Source organism: Paenalicyclobacillus ferrooxydans (genome assembly GCF_001399675.1).
GTDB lineage: Bacteria > Bacillota > Bacilli > Alicyclobacillales > Alicyclobacillaceae > Alicyclobacillus_B > Alicyclobacillus_B ferrooxydans.
Map to the genome: position 1 here is coordinate 106,682 of NZ_LJCO01000079.1, position 20,842 is coordinate 127,523.

A 20,842-nucleotide genomic window follows, 5' to 3' on the forward strand; every position below is an offset into this window, starting at 1 on the left:
CTGTTCTTGATCAGCAGTTCTTCAGTTCTTGTATGAGCAGTTCTTTCATTGAAGAAAGAGAACCCGGAAGAGGGGGTGCCGGCGTGCAGACGATGAAAACAATTGACGAAGTGGTCGAGCAATACCTGACATATGGAAAACAAAGTGACGCTGAATTCATCCGTCGGGCCTTTGAATACGCACAGACCGCGCACCTTGGACAGTTACGGAGGTCAGGCGAGCCCTATATTACACACCCTGTCGCAGTGGCTATGATTTTGGCCGAACTGCAACTGGATGCGACAACGCTGGCCGCTGCTTTACTGCATGATGTGGTTGAAGATACCAAGGTCACCGACGAGGAGATTGTTCGGCAGTTTGGAGCCGAGGTTGCTGCTTTGGTCGACGGTGTCACGAAGCTCAAACGGATCAAGTTTGACTCGTCAGAAGAGCAACAGGCGGAAAATCTCCGTAAAATGTTTATGGCCATGGCAAAGGACATCCGGGTTCTCTTGATAAAATTAGCGGACCGTCTGCACAACATGCGGACACTGCGTTACCAACCGTCGGAGAAACAGCAGCAGACAGCACGGGAAACTCTCGAAATCTTTGCACCGCTTGCCCATCGTCTTGGTATGTATTCGGTCAAATGGGAACTCGAAGATACAGCCCTTCGCTACCTCAATCCGCAGCAATACTACCGAATTGTCCATCTGATGGCTCAAAAGCGCAAAGAGCGTGAGAGCTACGTCAACGAAGTCATGGAGATGATCCATGACAAATGCAAGGAACTCGAGATTCAAGTCGAGGTTACTGGGCGCGCAAAACACATATATAGTATCTACCGTAAAATGGTGACACAACACAAAGAGTTCAATGAGATTTACGACCTGTTTGCGGTGCGGATTATCGTCAACAGCATCAAGGACTGTTACGGTGTCCTTGGCGTGATTCACACGATGTGGAAACCGATGCCGGGACGTTTTAAGGACTACATCGCGATGCCAAAGTACAACATGTACCAGAGCCTTCATACGACAGTTGTGGGTCCCCGTGGCGAACCGCTGGAGATTCAGATTCGGACTTGGGACATGCACCAAACCGCAGAGTATGGTATTGCAGCGCACTGGGTCTACAAGGAAGGCGGAGGTCGGGCAGATAGTAAGTTCTCCCAAAAACTGGCCTGGTTTCGCGAAGTCCTGGAGTGGCAACAGGATTTCAAAGATGCCCAGGAATTCATGGAGACCTTAAAACTCGATTTGTTCTCTGATGAGGTCTTTGTCTTCACGCCAAAAGGGGATGTCGTCGGGTTGCCGGCAGGCAGTGTGCCCATAGACTTTGCATATAAAATTCACACCGACGTAGGAAACCGCTGTATTGGGGCGAAAATCAACGGAAAAATCGTGCCGCTTGATTATCGTTTGCGCACAGGGGACATCATTGAAGTCCTGACGTCCAAACACAGTTATGGTCCGAGTCGGGACTGGTTGAAGATTGTTCAGTCCTCCCAAGCCAAGAGCAAAATTCGCCAATGGTTCAAAAAGGAGAAGCGTGAAGAAAACGTCACACGGGGAAAAGAGATGGTGGAGAAAGAAATTCTTCGCCAACGACTTGACCCGAAGGAATTGATGACCCCGGTGATGCTCAGTGATGTCTTGCACAAGTTCAACTTTGCTCGTGAGGATGAGATGTTTGCTGCTGTTGGATACGGTGGGCTCAGCGCGGCGCAGGTCGTTACGAGACTCGTAGAGCGTGGTCGCCGAGATGCCCCGGCTGCAGCTACAGTCGATCCTGTCACACTTGAACTTCGGGACAGAAAGCAGCCGTCATCAAGCGGGGTACGTGTGCGAGGCATAGACAACTTACTCATCCGATTTGCACGTTGCTGTAATCCGGTGCCTGGTGATGATATCGTCGGGTTCGTGACCCGCGGCCGCGGTGTGTCGGTTCATCGGACAGACTGTCCAAACGCAACAGCCCTTGAGAATGATCACGGGCGCATCATGGAAGTGGAGTGGGCAGGGGCCCCGGATCTGTCCTATCAGGTCGAACTGGAGATTACGGGTCTTGACCGGCATGGTCTTATCAATGAAGTGATGAATGCGGTGGCAGAGACGAAGACAGAGATTACGGCGGTCAGCGGGCGTGTCGATCAGAAACGCTTGGCGCACGTGAGCCTGACGATTCGGATTCGCAACCTCGATCATCTGCGCAGCATTGTCGAACGATTAAAGAGAATTAAGGACATACACAGCGTGCGTCGTGTGATCCAGTAAACCGGGGGTGGCTTTGTGCGATTGGTAGTCCAGCGAAGCGGCCCCGCTTCAGTTGTCGTTGCGGGACAAGCAGTAGGACAGATTGAGAAAGGGCTTGTCATACTGGTGGGTGTCAAGGCGGGTGACGGGGTCGACGATGCTCGCTATCTCGCCGACAAAGTTGCTCATCTGCGTATTTTCGAGGATGCGGAAGGTAAGATGAACTACGATCTGTTGACCGTTGGCGGAGCCGTTTTATCCGTGTCCCAGTTTACGCTCTATGGCGATGTACGAAAAGGACGGCGGCCCAATTACATGGAGGCCGCGCCTCCTGGTGAAGCTGAGCCTCTGTACGAAGCGTTTAATCAGACACTTCGAGAACTAGGTATTGAAGTGGCTACAGGCACGTTTGGCGCGATGATGGATGTTCACCTTGTGAACGACGGACCCGTGACTATATTGCTGGATAGTGAACGGAAGTTCTAAGGGCTTTGAGATAGAGGTTCTACCATCATGTCAAAGGAGGACGCACATGAAGCTGCAGACGTTTGTACTCTCTCCTTTTCAATCAAACTGCTACGTATTATCTGAAACAGATGAAAACGGTGCTCCGACTGTGGTCATTGACCCAGGCGATCTCGATGTCAAACGTGTGATGGATTACGTCAGCGAGCATCAATATCAGGTGCAAGCGGTCTGGCTTACACATGGCCATGTCGACCACGTAATGGGCGTTGATGTCATTCGCAAGGCCTACGATGTCCCGGCATATGTCCATGCGGCCGATATGGATTTGTGGCAGAGCTTGCCGAACGATGCGGCACGATGGCTCGGAAAACAGGTTCCCGCTTTAAACGCTCCGGACGGCTTTCTGGAAGAGGGCGATACACTGGCATGCGGAAACCTTTCCTTTACAGTATGGCATACACCCGGGCATTCCCGTGGCAGCGTCTGCTTAATTGAGGAAGAGGTTGCGATCACAGGAGATACCCTGTTTGCGCAGGGAGTTGGACGAACCGACCTTCCTGGAGGGAGCTTCACAGAACTGTCCCATTCTTTAAAACGCCTATTAACGCTCGCAGACAACGTACGCATCTACCCGGGACATATGGGGACAAGCACGATTGGATTCGAGCGGCAGGTCAATCCATTTTTGACTGACATCGATTAGTCGATTGACGTAGATCATCGGTGTTTTGCTTTGAGCAAACTAGTGTGCCTATTTTGATTACTGTGAGAAAAGGGAATCTTAGTTCTTTTCTCCTATTTATTGACATCTTCTCGGCGGAACCATAGAATGACTGTGGACTTGTATCATGCCGGGGGGGAAGTACTGTGAAAAAAACTATAGTAGCTGGCGCGGCTGCAATCGGATTGGTTGCACTGTTAGCTGGTTGTGGAACACCAAATAATACGTCTACAAACAGCACTACTGGGAGCAACAGTGCATCAAATAGCGTAAGTTCGACTGTGACGACGGATATGAAAGATCAGTTTGTCTCGGTTACAGCTTCGGCGCAAACCGCCATTGACGATTTTACTACCGGAAAATCTTTGCTCGGCCCGATGAGTACAAAAACCATTGGCGGAACAACTTATTCCGTTGTTGCTACATCGAAGAGTGACTTGAATGACCTGGAGCAGTCGTACTTAGACTTCCTGACACAGGCACAGGTGAACAATCTCTTTTCTCACGTGTCGTTAAAGGGTGGGGACTACGTATTCCAGTCCATGACATCAAGTGGTGATACAAATAATTGGTTTAAGGCAACGGTGAAGAGTGCTCTGCCGCAAGGCAACGGATACCTCGTCACGTTAAGCGTGCCACAGACCGACGGCGGCTCAGCACAAACACAGACAGCTGTGATTCAGAAAGATGCAAGCGGACACTGGGTGTACGCGGGGACCTAATCAGGCTCTCGCATAAAATGATATCGACTGCAGAACACCATTGAGGTCTACTTTTCGACTAGACGGCATAGGCTGATTACAACTAGCTTGTCCGAAGATCGAAGGAGTGTAGACGAGATGATGGTCAACGCAGGAAGATGGAAAAATCTAACCATGACAGAGCGCTGGTTAATTCTCAACGGTTTGGCTGCACTGCAAGCACGCCGTCGAGACACCGGCGTTCGTTTTGTTCACATTGCACACATGAAGATTCACTTGGACACCGGCACAATCACGCGCTGAGAAAATTCCGCTATGGGAACATCTCGACACGTGTATCAAGCACCAATTACCTTACTTGGGGCATAGCCTATATCGTGGGCATACCTAGGAGGTGATGGGGCTGAACCAATTAAACAAATACGCGATTGTGTTTCTGATTGTCTTTGTCCTGCTGTTCGTGTTAGTGCCAAGCATGAATCAGTCCCGGACAGGAACGCCGAATCGATAGTGGCGTTAGAACTCAAAGTTGTGACTTGCAGAAGAACAGAGTAGTCCGGTTCGATAACACCGGTGACGCTCTGTTTTTTTGTTGCAGCGACTGCGATTACAAGTGCTGCAATAAGAAGAGCTGGACAGGGCGACATCTGTTACACTAGCGGATAGGGGAGGGGAGGTAATCTTGGTAAGATTTTTCAGGAGAATTGTTGCGTGGGTCCTGAAGGTTCTTGTCGAGTTGGCTCTGCTCACAGGGGTGCTGATGTTCTTGGCAAACTACGCATTCCATCACTGGATTCCAATTCGGCAACGTGTTCAGGCCAGTGTCGAGGCAAAAGTGGCGCTTCATCATATTCATCCGTTGTCCTACACGGCGATTCCGGCCGCCTATAGAGAGGCCGTCATTGCAACCGAAGACCGCCGCTTCAGTTGGGATCCCGGGTTTGACCCCGTCGGGATTGTTCGTTCCTTCATTGTCGATGTGGAGAAAGATGGCTATGTTGAGGGTGGATCGACCATTACGCAGCAACTGGTAGACAACACGATTCTCAATAAAAAGAAGACCATCACTCGAAAAGTGAAACAACTCGCTTATGCTGTCGGTATCTATGACACGTTTAGCAAGGAAGATACACTCGCCATGTACGCAAATGTGATTTATTTCGGACACGGTGCATACGGATTGTACAATGCGGCTGAGACATATTTTGGACAAACGCCAACGCAGTGCAATGCCGGTGAACTTGCCATGCTGGCGGGCATTCCGAATGAACCTTCGCTTTACGATCCATTTCGGAACCTGAGCCTTGCCCGTCAGCGACAGCAAATCGTGATCGATAACATGGTGGACGATGGGCAAATAACCCAGTCCGAGGCAGAACAGATACGAGCGATGCCAATCCGATTAGTTCATAACAAGGGGCAGTAGGTTGGTCGCGATGACGTTATGACCACGGTTATTGGGATGAACAGCGGTGCTGCCGCGTAAGACGTCCTCGATTTGTCCTGTACGGTATCCCGCGATGAGCGCCGCTTGGCGGCCGGCAAACCACTCGTGAACTGGCGCGACGAGGCAGCCTGTTTTCTGCGCCACTTCAGCTGTCACTGTGTTCAGCCCTTGAATGGATTCAACGGCTATAGGACTGTTTGGAAAAGGATTATACTGTGTACACACGATTAGCTTCGCTTTACTGACCTTGCGAATCCCAGCTATCATTCCAGCGAGGTTCATTCCGTAGTGTTTGAGCGTTGCTGGAATCACCGTTCCAGCCCGCCTTATTCCCCCCGTTTGGAGCATCCCGAGAGCGGCATCTACGAGGTCATCTCCGCCGACCCACACACTAATGGCATCAGCGGCAACAAGTGGGCCGAAGCCGGCTGCAAAAACCGCGGATCGCAGGTCTGCGCTCGTCCACCCTGCCTCGGCCAGGACTTCTCCAACTGAGCGACTTCGGTGAGCACGTAACATTTCAGTGACTCGTGAAGGATACGCGAGGCATGGTGACGTCGCACTATACCCAGCTGTTATGGAATCACCCAACGCAGTGTAGGTGTACAACGGCTTTCACCTCCCAAATTGGGGCACTCACAGAGTTGCACTCGTGGGTATACAATGCGCGTGCATCTCGATCCGTAAGGGTACATGCCGCGGGGTGAAAGGCCCATACAAACGTCAAATAACATACAAAAAGAAAGAAGACGGCCGAAGCCGTCCTCTTTTTGGTAAGGAATTACGATGTTGCAGAAGTGACTACTAACTTCGAAGTTTGGCCGCCATCGCACATCAGCCTCCTAACGGTAGCCAGATGACGATTGTGACTGTTCACTTACGAGGTCATCGCCGCCATGCCACATCAGCCTCCCTTACGATACATATCATGTCCGCAGAGCCGAAGTTTATACATGTGAGAATGATCTTTTTTTCCTGAATCCATCATGTTGTTTCAGGTTCAGGAGTACCCCCGGAACCGCCTCGCCGTCCAGACCCTGCCCCTCCGTGTGACAGCCTGTCTGCGGCTTCGTGGTCCGCGTCGTCCGTTACGCGGATGAACGGCCAGGCGTGTGCACGGCCGATGATGCCGATCACTGCTGGTGTGAAGAATGCCAGCAACACGAACGTATAGAGAAACAGCCCAATGACAATTGACAGACCGATCTCCACGAGTGTTGACATGTTTGTGATGGTCATTGAGCCAAAGGTACCGGCCATAATCAATGCTGCCGAAAAGACGACATTACCCATACTGCGCATGGCCTGGCGGATGGCGGTAATTGGGCCGTGTCCGGCACGATATTCTTCATCAAACCGCGATGTTAGGAAGATACTGTAATCCACGCCGAGGGCCACTAACAACAAGAATGCGAAGAAGGGCACAGCCCACGCCACGCCTGCGTGATGCAACAGGTGAACCGCCACGTTTTGAACAATGCCCATCGTGACGAAATAGGTTGCAGCGAGCGAGATGAGCGTGAACAAAGGTGTCAGAATGGAGCGTAGCATCAACGCGAGCAGGATGAAGATAGCAATGAACACGATGGCCATCGTTCGAACAAAGTCTTGACTGGACAGTTGGTTCATGTTGGACTGAATACCCGTTGTACCGCCGATATAAACAGTGCCATGCCCAATGGGGCTCGAGGCAAGTGCGGTCTGCGCAGCTTGCTGCAATGGGGTCATGGTGTTAATCGCCGTCATTGAGTACGGATTCGAGTTCAAAATGACGTTGAACTTTGCGATGTGACCGTTTGGCGAGATGTACGAATCCATCGCCTGTTTCAGACCGCTGTTGTTGTTGAGCGTACTTTGTGGAATGTAGAAACCAGGGTCGCTCGCCAGTCTGGATTGATGCAAAAAGCTCTGCACCTTGGTGACACCGGTCTCCAGTTTTGAAGCCCCGGAAGATGCCTTGCTAAGACCAGATACCTCAGTGCCCATTGCGGCATTCAGCGCTGCGATCCCGTTTGTGACTTGCTGGCTGCCTGGGGCTAACCGATTTGCGCCCGATGCCAACTGGCTTGCACCCTGCGAGAACTGCTGTGCACCGCCAGCCAGTTTGCTCGCACCGCCCTGTAAGCTAGGCATGGCGGCTGCTGTTTGTTTGGCACCTGCCGCCAATTGAGCTGTGGCTTGTGCAGTCTTGCTCGTACCCTGACTTACGGCTACAGCGAGTTGCTCGATCTGTTGCCACGAGGGTGACTGTGCCGCGGATGGGTTTTGCTTTGCCCACGCTGCGATGGCGTTCGCCAGCGTGCTTGCAACGCCTGCGACTTGTTGATCCGATGCGGCCACTTTTGACACCCCTGAAGACAGGGAAGACACCCCTGAGCCCACTTTGGAGATGCCCTGAGACAGGCCCTTGGCCCCGGAAACCAGTTGATTGCTGTTCGTGGCGAGTTGTGAAGCCCCATTGGCGATACCAGTGATTCCGGATGTGACTTGAGCAGATCCGTTCTGCAGTTTGCTGACCTGAGAAGTCCCGCCTTTCCCCGTACCGCCCCCAAGGCTCGAGGAGAGAGTGGATAGTCCACTGGCTACTTGTTTCAGCCCGGATGAGGCCTGATCATTCTGATAAGCCAACTGAAAGCCCTGGACAACCTTTCCAACCGGCTGCGTGGCGCTGTCCACCTCTTTGACGCCTTTAACAGCGGCAAGCGTCTTGGAGATCTGGCTAATTGTTGCCATGCCATCCGGTGTCCGGAGGTTTACATCTGTCTGCACAACCACGGTAGTCGGCATTGCCTGACCTTCACCGAACGCTTTGGCAACCACGTTAAATCCACTCACGGAAGCAGAATTCGGGATGTCAATCATGGGGTTGAAAGTTCTGTCGTTGCTGAACAAAAGCCCGATCGGAGTGAGAATGACGGCGAGTATCAACAACGTGATCCACGGATGTTTCGTGGATATGGTACCAGTCCATCCCCAGATTCGTGACGGGCGGTGTTCTGACCCCGGTTTTGGATGACGCGGCCAATACAGGGCACGACCAAGCAGGCTCATCAAGGCAGGAACGAGTGTTAGGCACGTGATGAGCGTGATCAAGATACCAATGGAGACACCCACCGCGGATCGATACAATCCAAATTTGGCGAAGTAGAGCACTGCGAAGGAAACAAGGACAGTCAGAGAACTGAACATCACTGTTTTTGAGACACCCTGGAGTGCCTTCGTCAGGGCCTCCTGCCGGTCATGCGAGCGGGTGAGCTCCTCTTGGAATCGGTTCATCATAATCATCGTGTAGTCGGTGCCGGCACCCATTAAAATGGCAATGAGAAAGGTCTGCGTGAATGTGGAAACAGGGAGACCGTGCTCTGCCGCCCATGCGACGACGCCTGAAGATACGAGGTAGGAGAGGCCAATGGCAATCAGAGTTAAAAGTGGTGCCAGGATGGACCGAAATACAACCAGCAGGATTGCGAGTACGAGAACGACCGTCACCACTGCAGTCTTTTGGGTTGCTTGCTGGCTAACGAGGATTTCGTCCTCCTGAATCGGTACGTCACCCGTGAAGTAGACTTTGGCGCCTGTAGGGGTGTTACTGAACGACCCGTACAAAGCCTGCAACGTGTTCTTCATGTTCGGATCTGTAACGCCCTGCGACAGCCCGACGATGGCTATTTCTGTCGTGTTATCCTTACTGATAAACTTGCTGCTGACACTCTTCGATGAGTTCGCTGCGTCCTCGATATATGTAACGTGATGGTTCGAACGGTTGTTGTTTAGTGCATTCATCTTATTTGTTAAATACTGTTTGTCTGCCTGGGTCAATCCACTTGCATTGTTGATGGCCACAACAACTGTACTTTGCGCTTGGTGTTTCGGGTCGATCTCGTTCGCCAGATTTCCAGCAACCACGCTCTCGGCGTTGTTTGGAAGATAAGTCTGGCTTTGGTGAGAGACCACATCCTGCAACTTTGGCAGGAACAGCAAGACGGCGGCAACTGCTACAATCCACACAATGATGATCAGCCACTTGAGCTTATTGACGATCTCTGCATACCTGCGTAACAAAGCCGGACTCTCCTTTTGTCACGGTGCTATCTTTACTATGAAGATAAAACCGCGTAATGATGAATTCGTAGACTGTCGTGCCCACCTTCGATCCGTGTGTCTTTGAAGCACGGTGAGCGGTTCTCTACGTCATGTCATTCAAAATCTGAATGGTGTCTTTCATTAGTTGCATCGCCTCAAGCGTCCGAGACACCCCGAGTTTTTCGACGAGGCGTTTCCATTCTTTTTGGCGGTGCAACGCAACCTGCTGCGCTGCAGCTTCTCCGGCCCGCGTCAAGGAAAACCAATGAACGCGTCCGTCCTCCGGGTCCTTCGTGCGCTGCAATAGGCCTTTTGTCATGAGACGCTTTGTTAAGCTCGTGACGGATCCCGACGTGATCCCCAACATTAACCCGATGTTCGATGCTGTACAGGGGCCATGGACTTGGAGATGACGCAGTAAAAAGCCTTGCGCCAACGTAATCTCGCTGCCAGGCACCTCCCTGATGAAGTCGAGCAACTTTGCGGCCATGGTAGGGAGAAGGTCGTTCACTTCGGCTGCAAGTTCGTCCGTTGTTGGCTGTGAAGCTGCAATGACCTTTTCGGCAGCTGACAGTTCTTGATTATCCATTTGCTTCACCCCGGGCAGAATATACCACTGAATATCTTCATTGTAAAGGCATTTTATGTACCACCCAGCCGCAAAATTGTCTGGGAAACTATGGGACATACCATGTGTAAGATATGGGGGGCAGCTTTCCTTGGATGCGGCCGCATGATGAGACAAGGTTTGCGCTCTGTCCTGTAACCTTTTCGTAGACCGTTCGTCTACCCATGTGCTTTCCCGATAAAGTATCCGCGATATGCCCGGGCAATGAAGTGAGGTGAGCATTGAAAGATGGCTTCGACAAACGAAGCAATTGAGCAGCTGTTCGAGCTTTATGCAGATGAAATCTACCGATACGCGCGATACGCTGCACCAAAGTCGGCGGACGCGAAAGATATCGTGCAAGAGGTTTTCCTTCGTGCGATCCGTTCGTGGGCTGGATTCCGAAGAGATGCGAACCCAAGAACGTGGCTATTCCAGATTGCTCGAAACTACATTTACGACTTGCTGAGAAAGAAACGGATTGAGCATGCGTTCTTGGAGCAACACAAGCCCGATATGAGCGACGTTTCCGTGCGGCTTGAAACAATGCTTGAGCTTGAGGAAGTTGTTTCACAGCTCTCAAATGATAAACGACAGGTCTTTACACTGCGCGGTATTCAAGATTTTTCTGTGCAGGAAACAGCGGAGATCTTGGGCTGGTCCCAAGCAAAGGTAAAGACAACGTTTCATCGGGCTATCCAAGATTTACGCCAGTCGCTCGGCGATAAACCAGCATCATTAAGTCGGAAAGAAGGTGAGAACGGTGAATATCGACAAGGAGACAGGTCAGCAATTCTCAGCGCTCAACGAAGTAAAACTGAGTGCCGAGGACAAAAATGACATCCTGCAAAATTTACGTAAGGAAATGGCGTTATCTAAACCAAAGAGAAAGCGCAGACTGGGTGTGCTGTCTGGCGCTGCAGCAGCAATTGCCGCAGTTGCTGTCGTGGCCGCGGGTATCAGCATTGAGATGCACAGACAGCAATCCGGGTTGACGCCCTCCTCGGGCGATACAACTGCTTCAAACCAAGCCAAAGGAAACAGCATTCAACCAAAGGACCACACGCAACCAACGGCAACAACCGTCACAAATGGGATCAAGGTCGAGACCTATCAAACGGTTCAAGCAGCAGGGGCTGTGGTTGCAAAGCTGCAAGGAAGTTTTGGTCAGGTGTACCCGTCTGGTCCGCCGGTTGACCTAGGAACAGGAATTCAAGCCAATTTCAGTGGGGGGGCCGGACAGTATCGTTATCAATGGCACGAAGGAAACTGGACTATCAATCTGCTGGGTTTTGGTGACAGTAACATCGGGGGTAAAATGGCAAAGAATGTAGTGTCATATTTGCACACAAATATGTTGCCGGCGCCGAATAACAAAGGAACAATCATCATCAACGGCACGTCGAATTCATCCGTATGGAATACCACCATGGCTTGGCAGGAAGGAAATCAGGTATATCAACTTGAGCAAAGCGGGAACCCCGTGAGCGCTCTTACTGTGGCTGTGAATTCGGGCAACCCTGTAAATCCGCAGTCACAGTTTCAGCAAATATTCAAGAACTCGGGCGCTTCACATCAAATGTATCTAACGCCGACGATTGGTTTTCAAGTCACCAATCTAGGCGGCGGCGCAAACAACTTCGTGTACCAGTTTTCCAAAACCACCGATGGTGGTAAGACATGGACGAAAACGTCTACGGGTCATTACAGTGATGTACTAGGACTATCGTTTGTGAATACAAAAACGGGATATCTGCTGAATAACTCACCTGCATACGCAGTTACACCGGATTTGTTCGTCACGCATGACGGCGGGGTGAGTTGGCAGGAACAAAAACTGCCTATTCCAAGTCCCTTTGCAAATTTCTATCGTGCAAGCAGTTACCCAATCTTCTTTTCACCGACGGTGGGATTCATCCCTATTTATGGTGAGAATATAAACCAATCGAGTCCTACACAGCAATTGCTATACGTGCTCGTGACCTTAGACGGCGGGGCATCGTGGACTGCCTACACTAACGGTCAAGGAGGGGGTCTCACGTGGACTGTCAGCGGTCAGACGTTGACGGTCACACACGGGAAGCAGGGGATTACGGTAAATGGATTGTTTGCTGGCGATTGGACGGTATCGAGTGGACATTAGAGTCAGCGCATGGTGAGGATTGGCGAAGGGGGCATCCATTCTGGATGCCCCCTTCGTGTGAATTTTAACCTATCACAGATCCTCGAAAGCGTCCCTGAACTGAGGGGCTTTAGATCAGCACCAAGTCCGAGTTCTCGGAGACTCGTGTTCCCAGGTCAAAACGATCCGCGTTCATGACCTTCACCCATGCAGCGATGAAGTCATGGACGAATCTCTCTGCATTGTCGTCTTGAGCATACACCTCCGCAAGGGCACGGAGCTCGGCGTTTGACCCGAAGACCAAGTCAACGATGGTTGCAGTCCGCACCAGCTCGCCTGTCTGACGATCACGCCCTTCGAATACACCGCCGTCGGCGGGTTTCCACTGAACACCCATGTCTAGTAAGTTTACGAAAAAGTCATTGGTAAGTACGCCAACCCGGTCTGTAAATACACCGTGTTTTGTTCCTCCGTAGTTCGTCCCTAGAACACGCATACCACCAACAAGAACTGTCATTTCCGGTGCAGTCAGGTTGAGCAGTTGAGCTTTATCAACCAAGAGCTCTGCTGCACTGATGCTGTATTGCTTCTTTTGATAGTTGCGAAAACCATCAGCCATCGGCTCTAACACTGCAAAACTTACTGTGTCCGTCTGTTCTTGTGTCGCATCACCACGGCCTGGAGCGAACGGAACGGTTACGTCGAAGCCAGCATCTCGGGCAGCCCTTTCAACGGCAGCACTGCCACCGAGGACAATCAAATCAGCGATGCTCACTTTTTTATCGAGGCCAGCTTGAATGTCTTCGAGTACCGCAAGTACTTTTGCCAGTTGTTCCGGTTGGTTTACTTCCCAATCCCTTTGCGGAGCAAGTCGGATTCGGGCACCATTCGCGCCACCGCGCATATCCGACCCACGGAAGGTACTCGCAGATGCCCAGGCTGTGGTTACAAGCTCGCTGACCGTAAGACCTGAATTTAGGATCTTATCTTTGAGGGCAGCAACTTCAGCATCTCTCAGATCATAGTTGACAGATGGAACAGGATCTTGCCAGTTAAATTCTGATTCGGGAACCTCTGGGCCAAGATATCGAGCACGAGGGCCCATGTCACGATGTGTAAGTTTGAACCAAGCACGAGCGAATGCATCCGCAAACTCATCTGGATGGTCATAGAAACGTCGCGAAATTTCCGCGTATTCTGGGTCCTCGATGAGGGCAATGTCAGTAGTCATCATCATGGGTGGAACACGAAGGGATGCATCTTCCACGTCGGGTGCTAGATCTTCTTCGTCAAAGTTCTCAGCAGTCCACTGATAGGCACCTGCAGGGCTCTTGGTCAGCTTCCAATTGTATTTAAACAGCAGACGGAAATAACCGTTGTCCCACTTCGTCGGGTTGGCAGTCCATGCACCTTCCGGACCACCGCCAATCGTGTCGCGGCCTTTGCCCTTTCCGTGCGTACTATGCCAACCTAGTCCCATTGCTTCCACCGGTGCAGCTTCCGGCTCTCGACCTACGAGTGTTGGGTCTCCCGCACCATGTGCCTTACCAAAGGTGTGGCCGCCGGCAATGAGGGCGACGGTTTCTTCATCGTTCATGGCCATACGTGCAAACGTTTCGCGGATATCACGAGCACTTGCGAGCGGATCCGGCTTTCCATTCGGTCCTTCGGGGTTCACATAGATGAGACCCATCTGAACGGCAGCGAGAGGATTCTCAAGATCGCGATCACCGCTGTAACGTTTATCACCGAGCCACTGTGTTTCGGTTCCCCAGTAAATGTCTTCTTCCGTGTGCCATACGTCTTGCCGCCCCCCGGCAAACCCAATCGTCTTGCCGCCCATCGATTCAATCGCCACGTTTCCTGCGAGAATCATCAAGTCGGCCCAGGAAATCTTATTGCCATACTTTTTCTTAACCGGCCACAAAAGTCGCCGAGCCTTATCGAGGTTGACGTTGTCAGGCCAACTGTTGAGTGGTGCAAAGCGTTGTGTTCCATTTCCCGCACCGCCGCGACCGTCTCCAATTCGATAGGTTCCTGCGGAGTGCCAAGCCATGCGAATAAACAATGGGCCGTAATTTCCATAGTCAGCCGGCCACCAGTCCTGACTGTTCGTCAGGAGGTCGCGCAGGTCTTGTTTGAGGGCTGAGTAATCCAGTTTCTGAAACTCCGCCGAATAATCGAAGTCGTCACCCAGTGGGTTCGATTTTCTGTCATGCTGGCGCAAAATACTGAGATTCAGTTGGTTTGGCCACCATTCTCTGTTTGAAGGACCACGAGATTGATGGGTCGTAGCACTTCCGTGCATGACTGGGCATTTTCCAGCACTTGCATTGTCTTTGGTATCCATATGTTTTCCCCTTTCAGGTCTGCCTATTTAAATAGTAGCAATGATTGACGTATTTGATGTCAATCAGAAGATGCGAATTATCCACAATCACCTCGTTTTTATTCATGATAGAATTAGACTTAGTATAGATTCATGATAAGGTGACAATTCAGAAGTGTCAACTCTCAACCTTCTCAAAAGTCGTCTGTCCCGGGAGGGCTGGTGTACACGAAAGGGGGAGACTCTTGCACGGATTCCTTCGTTTAAAATCGCAAGTTACATGTGGTACATTGTTGCTTAGCGAATCCATATCACATGTACGATACACATCGCGGTGGTTACTATGAACTGAGGGGTTTTCCGGTGACAAATCATAGACTAAATCCCAAGGTCGATGAATTCATCAGTGAATCGACCAAATGGAAAGAAGAATATGAGAAATTGAGAAACGTCGTTCTTGAATGTGATCTGACCGAAGAGTTCAAATGGATGCACCCTTGTTATACGTTCAACAACAAAAATATTGTTTTAATTCATGGATTTAAAGAATACTGTGCACTTCTGTTTCATAAAGGGGCCTTGTTACAAGATGCTCACGGAATTCTAATCCGCCAAACGGAGAATGTGCAGGCGGGCCGCCAGATTCGATTCACCAATCTTCAGCAAATCGTTGAATTGGAAACAGTTCTCAAGGACTATATTTTTGAAGCCGTTGAAGTCGAAAAGGCAGGTTTGGAAGTGAGCCGGAAGAAGACGGATGAATATGAGATGCCAGAAGAACTGAAGAACAAATTCGATGAGATGCCATCTTTGCGGACTGCTTTTGAAGCATTGACGCCAGGCCGTCAAAGAGCATACATCCTCCATTTCTCTCAACCAAAGCAGTCCAAAACCCGTACAGCGAGGATTGAGAAATTCGCGACAAAAATCCTCAACGGACAGGGGTTAAACGACTAAGTAAGAAACTTCCTCTTCGTGAATATCGTGTCGATTGTCTAGAACGGGCTGTGTCGAGTTCATGACACTGCTCTCCGCTTAGCATCCTCCTCAACTTCATGCAGACCCAAAACGCTGCCCTGTGCGAGTCAGCCACGACTATGTCAACACCAACACAACCTCTTGATGCGTCCTTCTCGTGGACGCTTTTTCATGTCTCATCAGGGTCGTCATTTCCGCTGCTTATCCTCTCAAAAATATACGCTTGTCCGGTTCTGATGAGGTGGACGAGGCATTTGATTTATGGCAACCATATTTTCGGTGAGGAGAGATGAGTATGCCAACAATCAATGGAGATCTCGTCGTGACTGGGAGTGTCATCGCCAGCGAGAATGAAGTAGCTGGGAACAAGGTATCGGCTGTAGTGGACATTGGGGCCGGCAATAACGTGACTGCAGGAAATGATATCTCAGCTGGAAACAACATGGAGGCTGGAAACATCGTTTCTGCGAACCTGGATGTTGGTGCTGGCCGTGATATTGTCGCTCAACACAATGTCGTGGCAGGCAACGACCTCTTCGCGTTTAAAAATGTTCAATTTTTTGGTCAAGCGCAGCCACTGACTCCTCCTACCGTTCCGAAGGGGGAGAAAGAGATGATTCACAGCGCATTCGTATTCTCTGCTGAACAATACGAGCCTGGTCTCACCGTAGTTGGAACCGATGGAAACCGCTACACCCTTGTTTTGGTAGTTGAGTCTGATAACGAGCCGTGCCACGACAGTCATGATTCTCACAAACGTCGTCACGCACCGTACCTTGCGTTTGTGCGTCAGGCCTAACCTCACGTAAAGGAGAAAACTGCCGTGAACGAGTCAGATCAACTCGCAAACAAGTTGGGAGAACTGTTGCTAGGGGATGTTCTCGAGCGTAATGGATTCACGCCAAGTTCAAAGAGGCCGCTGACACCTGAGCAAAAGCAACAAATCCGTACTGTCCTTGAGAATCTGCAAGTGGAAACTGAACGATTCTTGCAACATTCCCAAAGGACCATTCGCAGGGAGTCCAAGCCCAATCATTGAGCAACAACCGGAAGGTAAATTGTGCTTTTGAACAGATAGTTTGTCCACACTCATGAATCAACCAACAGAATACGATAATTCCAAATCAAAAACATCCATTTTGGGAGTGATCAGCTTGGAGAGAACTACTTTTAATGCCTTGGATCCCAATTCTAATGTAGGCTGCGGGCGGGGCTCTGGTGTCGAGCAAGGCGCCGAGGAGACTATCTTCACGGAGCAAGCTTCCGACGATCACGTGATCATCAAAGATTCCTGCGATGTGACCGTTACCACCACGGATATCCAGGCTGCCGTCAACCTACAAGTGGCTATCCAGTTGGCAATTGCGCTTGTTCTGAGCGTATCCATCGCAGATGGGAGTCAGGCTCAGAAGATTCAACAGGATCTATTGCAACGAATTAGTACGAAGCAGCTCATTCGGCAGAAGACCTACATTGAAAACTCTCGGGGAATTGAGGTCACAATGACCGATGCCGAGGCATCGGTGAGTATCCAGCTTCTGCTTCAGGTGCTGCTGGCCCTCGTTGCAAAGCTCGACGTCCTATAAACGTTGAAGCGTCTTTATCTATGGGAGGTGACGGCCCTTGAGTAACTTGCCTGATGACATAGAGAAGTTGGTCAACCAGCCAATTGTCGATATGGTTCAGAAGCATGCATTATCAAAGGGACCTGCCAAGGACTATACCCGGTTGAAAGAGGTACTGCAGTTTGTACAAACGGAGTTTGACAGACTGAAAAGTGAACGACTCCAAAAGCAACAGGGCACCGCGCAGAATCCGCCACAACCGGCAACTCGGCGCAAAAGGTTGGTTTGGCCCCAAAAGAAGAGTTAAGGTAACCTAGTTCTTGTAGGTGGGAGACCAGATATTCTGGTCTCCCGTTTGGGTTAAACCGACGTTGGGAGAAGTATGGGACTCTATCTTGTACAGCAGAGACCTATCGGTTACACTGCGGGAGGATCCGCAAAAACCAATTCATTTCAACGAAGAATGGCATGCTTGTCACATCAGGCTTACGAACGCAGCTTTCCGTCAATCAACTTGGAGATGGGGGATACCATGGACATTCATGAAATTAACGGGATTCCAGTCGTAGCGTCAGAGGAAGCTTTGAAAGGAAACTCACCTCTGATCATCGTCATTCATGGCATGAGCACCACAGCTGAAACGCTGCGCGCAGGCTGGCCGGATGATTCAAACGATGGACTGTCCCGAATTTACTGGCGTCTTCCCGTGCTGCGTGAAGGAAGAGAGTCGATTGTAGAGAGACGCAATAAGGACATCTTTAATGACCTATTTTGGCCTGTGGTCAACGAATCACGCCAAGAGCTGACCCGTCTAATTCAAACGTTGGGTCATCCATCAGTTGGGTTATTTGGTTTTTCAATTGGCGGACTAATCAGTCTCTGGGGTGGTCTAGATAACCAAGAAGTAAAAGCCTGTGTTTCCGTGGGTGGGGTTCCACACTTGGACTACCTTCTACACTTTTATCCAGATTATGATTGGTTATCGGAGGATGTACTACAGAAGCGGAACGCAGTGAATCTGCACAACCATATACAAAAATTCACTGGAACGTCGACTCACATTATGCATGGGCTGGTTGACGACCAGGCGGACTGGTCTTGGATGCGGCCGTTTTCACAGGCGCTTACACAGTTGTCTCCAGTGGATCACGTTGAAACTACATACCCGCACGTGCGCCATCGACTGATTGGAGATAACGAACGAGAGGCTGCAGAGCTTGTTGACTTACGTCAACGCGCAACAGAGTGGTTTTTAGCGAAACTGCGCGTTTAATGGTTACGCGTACAGGCTTTTTACCCGAGCGGCGAGAATGAATTTCTTGCGGATGGGCCAGATGGAGGAATTGCAACTTGAGTCGTTTTCTTTGGGCTTCATACGGCATGTACTTTCTAGGTGGCACGAGCAGTGTCCTGTTAGGGGCAATTATGCCGGAATTGTTGGTACATTATCACACTAACTATACATCGGGCGGCATTCTGGCTCTTCTTGGGTCAGTTGGATTTATCATAGGCGTGCCAATTACGGCATCCTGTATGAGGCGGTTTCGATACCAATTTGTCCTGTCCGGGGCAGCACTCGCGGTTGCGATTGCACAAATTGGACTGTTATGCTTACCTTCCTTTCCGCTGCTCGGAGTCCTCATCGTTATAAACGGCATGGGCGCTGCCTCGTTGGAAACGGCTGTTGCTTCATACATCATGGAACAATTCGAAGGGAGAAGAGCAATATTCATGAGTCGGTTGGAAGTGGCCTTCGGCGTCGGGGCCCTGGCTCTTCCGACTCTTGCGAGTCTCTTCATCGCACTCCACGTGTGGCGGTTGGCATCCTTGTTGATCGCAATGATCGCTTTCGTGCTGACTGCATTTTGGCAAGCTGTGTCATATGCTTTGCAGCCAGAACATACTTCATCGGATGGTGGACCAAGGGATGCGCGGACTGCTGCTCCTCCCATTTTTAAGAGTATGCTTTTGAAGTACGGTGTACTTTTGCTGTTTCTTTTGATGATCTTAATCTACGTGGGTGTAGAGGGGAGCCTCAACAGTTTCCTTCCGAGCATTTTTAATGTGTACCTAAAGACCCAACCATACCTGGCGTCCCTCAGTTCAGCTGTTTTTTGGGGCTCTATGGTTTTAGGTCGGCTTGCGATTGGGTGGATTGTCCGGCGCATCAGCTACGAGCGCTATTTGCTTGGCAGTATCGTGTTGGGAAGCGTTTTTTTTCTAGGACTTATCCTGTCAAATACAGCGTGGCTGTCTTACCTGGCGATATTTGGACTGGGCTTGTCATTGTCAGCGGTGTATTCCATAACGATGGTCTATGCAAACCACACGTTTCCTGGGATGGAACGCACGGTCACCAGTTCCGTGACGGCTTTTGCTGGAGTGGGAGGGGCGGTATTTCCTTTCGCGATTGGATATGCGATGGACCACTTCCTGCCAAAGCAGGTCTTGTATATGATCCTGGGCTCTATTTTGGTCTTGTTGTGTTCTTTTTTAGTCATCTACACGAGCTTGTATATCATCAGACAACGCCATGTGCCAACGGATAAATTCGCCTGAATTGCCAGATCAACGTCCCGTGACGGAGGGATAAGATGAATCCACGCTATGCAGGTGGCCTGTACATGGCAATTGCCGCGGGTATCTGGGGCGGCATGTATGTGGTCAGCAAGATAATCCTGACAACGGTTCAGCCCATGGAACTTGTCTGGCTCCGGTATGTCGTTGGCCTCATAGCACTTGCCGTTTCCGTGGTTGTTACCAAACAATCCTGGAAGATAAGTTGGCGGCATGTTCCCTGGGTAGCTGCGGTAGGAATGGTTGGGTATGCGATATCCATATGGACGCAGTTCCTAGGCACGAAACTTTCAACAGCGCAAATGGGAGCAATGATCACATCAGCAACGCCTGCCTTTATGGTAGTGTTCGCTTGGATGCTTGCAGGTGAAAAGATAACAGTTCGTAGAGCATTGTCGGTTGGGCTAGCCACGATTGGCGTTTTCATGATTGTGGGAATTGGAGGGTTTAGCCATTCATACGTGCTTGGCGGGATAATCTTGGTCATTGCGGCATTGACATGGGCATTCATGTCTGTGCTCGTGAAACGCATTCCGCAAAACTATTCGCAGTTGACGGTAACAATGTACGCGATTGCAATTGCGACCGTATGTATATCGCCAATTGCTGTTCCGCAGTTCATCCATACGCCACTAACAATATGGCTTCAACCGAGCATGTGGGGTGGGGTTCTGTATTTGGGGGTTATTTCAACAGCGGGTGCGTTTTTCCTGTGGAATAAGGGATTGCAGATGCTTGATGCATCATCGGGAGGATTGTTCTTTTTCTTTCAGCCGCTCATCGGGACATTTCTAGGGTGGCTAATTCTCGGAGAAGTAGTCGGGATATCCTTTTGGCTTGGAGCGGCATTGATTGTCGTTAGCGCTTCTATGGCGCTGATCGATTCGTAGCGGGATTAGACAAAAAAGGACGTATAAAGCGCAACAGAGAAATGAACTGTCGCGCTTTTACACGGAACCATTTAGATACTTAGACAACTTAGATGCTTATTAGCCTAGCTGACCTGATAA

20 protein-coding genes are annotated in these 20,842 nt (G+C 50.4%); 16 read left to right on the forward strand and 4 right to left on the reverse strand.

The genetic code is table 11. The features are described from left to right. The first annotated feature begins 92 nt into the window (after positions 1-92). The 6 genes from AN477_RS18435 to AN477_RS18455 all read left to right on the forward strand — a co-directional run bounded on the left by AN477_RS18435 (position 93) and on the right by AN477_RS18455 (position 5,550). Positions 93-2,255, forward strand: coding sequence for a RelA/SpoT family protein (locus AN477_RS18435; protein ID WP_083486456.1), 2,163 nt, complete (start codon positions 93-95; stop codon positions 2,253-2,255). 15 nt (positions 2,256-2,270) lie between these two features. Beyond that, positions 2,271-2,720, forward strand: coding sequence for a D-aminoacyl-tRNA deacylase (dtd, locus tag AN477_RS18440; RefSeq protein WP_054970643.1), 450 nt, complete (start codon positions 2,271-2,273; stop codon positions 2,718-2,720). A gap of 46 nt (positions 2,721-2,766) precedes the next feature. Then, a complete protein-coding gene (locus AN477_RS18445; RefSeq protein WP_054970644.1) occupies positions 2,767-3,405 on the forward strand; it encodes an MBL fold metallo-hydrolase in 639 nt (212 codons plus the stop codon). 164 nt (positions 3,406-3,569) lie between these two features. Next, entirely contained in the window at positions 3,570-4,145 is a 576-nt protein-coding gene (locus AN477_RS18450; RefSeq protein WP_054970645.1) for a hypothetical protein, read from the forward strand. A 117-nt stretch (positions 4,146-4,262) separates the two neighbouring features. Then, a complete protein-coding gene (locus AN477_RS24705) occupies positions 4,263-4,427 on the forward strand; it encodes a hypothetical protein (RefSeq protein WP_157062050.1) in 165 nt (54 codons plus the stop codon). Positions 4,428-4,806: 379 nt separating this feature from the next. Further along, positions 4,807-5,550, forward strand: coding sequence for a biosynthetic peptidoglycan transglycosylase (locus AN477_RS18455; RefSeq protein WP_054970646.1), 744 nt, complete (start codon positions 4,807-4,809; stop codon positions 5,548-5,550). Here AN477_RS18455 and AN477_RS18460 read toward each other — a convergent pair. From AN477_RS18460 to AN477_RS18470, 3 genes are all read right to left on the reverse strand, one after another. Beyond that, on the reverse strand, positions 5,527-6,180 hold the full coding sequence (locus AN477_RS18460; protein ID WP_054970647.1) for an SGNH/GDSL hydrolase family protein: 654 nt from the start codon (positions 6,178-6,180) through the stop codon (positions 5,527-5,529). The two genes, AN477_RS18455 and AN477_RS18460, sit on opposite strands and share 24 nt — an antisense overlap. Positions 6,181-6,555: 375 nt before the next feature. Then, the gene (locus AN477_RS18465; RefSeq protein WP_054970648.1) at positions 6,556-9,633 is read right to left on the reverse strand and encodes an MMPL family transporter; all 3,078 of its coding nucleotides are present in this window, start codon (positions 9,631-9,633) and stop codon (positions 6,556-6,558) included. 124 nt (positions 9,634-9,757) lie between these two features. Next, positions 9,758-10,243, reverse strand: a complete 486-nt coding sequence (locus tag AN477_RS18470) for a MarR family winged helix-turn-helix transcriptional regulator (protein ID WP_054970649.1) — start codon at positions 10,241-10,243, stop codon at positions 9,758-9,760. Between the two features lie 267 nt (positions 10,244-10,510). On the opposite strand from AN477_RS18470, the gene AN477_RS18475 reads away from it, so the two are divergent. Further along, complete coding sequence (locus AN477_RS18475; RefSeq protein WP_054970650.1) at positions 10,511-11,101, forward strand: RNA polymerase sigma factor; 591 nt, start codon at positions 10,511-10,513, stop codon at positions 11,099-11,101. Further along, positions 11,025-12,404 carry a WD40/YVTN/BNR-like repeat-containing protein gene (locus AN477_RS18480; protein ID WP_157062051.1) on the forward strand — a complete coding sequence of 460 codons (1,380 nt, stop codon included), beginning with the start codon at positions 11,025-11,027 and terminating at the stop codon, positions 12,402-12,404. The genes AN477_RS18475 and AN477_RS18480 overlap by 77 nt, the downstream gene beginning before the upstream one ends. A gap of 109 nt (positions 12,405-12,513) precedes the next feature. Here AN477_RS18480 and katG read toward each other — a convergent pair whose 3' ends face one another. Beyond that, on the reverse strand, positions 12,514-14,733 hold the full coding sequence (katG, locus tag AN477_RS18485) for a catalase/peroxidase HPI (protein ID WP_054970652.1): 2,220 nt from the start codon (positions 14,731-14,733) through the stop codon (positions 12,514-12,516). Positions 14,734-15,075: 342 nt separating this feature from the next. On the opposite strand from katG, the gene AN477_RS18490 reads away from it, so the two are divergent. From AN477_RS18490 to AN477_RS18525, 8 genes are all read left to right on the forward strand, one after another. Then, entirely contained in the window at positions 15,076-15,669 is a 594-nt protein-coding gene (locus tag AN477_RS18490) for a YdeI/OmpD-associated family protein (RefSeq protein ID WP_054970725.1), read from the forward strand. 316 nt (positions 15,670-15,985) lie between these two features. Then, positions 15,986-16,489, forward strand: a complete 504-nt coding sequence (locus tag AN477_RS18495; RefSeq protein ID WP_054970653.1) for a hypothetical protein — start codon at positions 15,986-15,988, stop codon at positions 16,487-16,489. Between the two features lie 24 nt (positions 16,490-16,513). Continuing rightward, entirely contained in the window at positions 16,514-16,729 is a 216-nt protein-coding gene (locus AN477_RS18500) for a hypothetical protein (protein ID WP_054970654.1), read from the forward strand. A 115-nt stretch (positions 16,730-16,844) separates the two neighbouring features. Continuing rightward, positions 16,845-17,276 (forward strand): spore coat protein, encoded by a 432-nt coding sequence (locus AN477_RS18505; protein ID WP_054970655.1) that lies wholly within the window; start codon positions 16,845-16,847, stop codon positions 17,274-17,276. A gap of 37 nt (positions 17,277-17,313) precedes the next feature. Next, the gene (locus AN477_RS18510) at positions 17,314-17,562 is read left to right on the forward strand and encodes a hypothetical protein (RefSeq protein WP_054970656.1); all 249 of its coding nucleotides are present in this window, start codon (positions 17,314-17,316) and stop codon (positions 17,560-17,562) included. A 225-nt stretch (positions 17,563-17,787) separates the two neighbouring features. Continuing rightward, entirely contained in the window at positions 17,788-18,528 is a 741-nt protein-coding gene (locus AN477_RS18515) for an alpha/beta hydrolase family protein (protein ID WP_157062052.1), read from the forward strand. A 77-nt stretch (positions 18,529-18,605) separates the two neighbouring features. Next, positions 18,606-19,814, forward strand: coding sequence for an MFS transporter (locus AN477_RS18520; RefSeq protein WP_054970658.1), 1,209 nt, complete (start codon positions 18,606-18,608; stop codon positions 19,812-19,814). Between the two features lie 35 nt (positions 19,815-19,849). Beyond that, the gene (locus AN477_RS18525) at positions 19,850-20,722 is read left to right on the forward strand and encodes a DMT family transporter (protein WP_054970659.1); all 873 of its coding nucleotides are present in this window, start codon (positions 19,850-19,852) and stop codon (positions 20,720-20,722) included. The last annotated feature ends 120 nt before the right edge of the window (positions 20,723-20,842 follow it).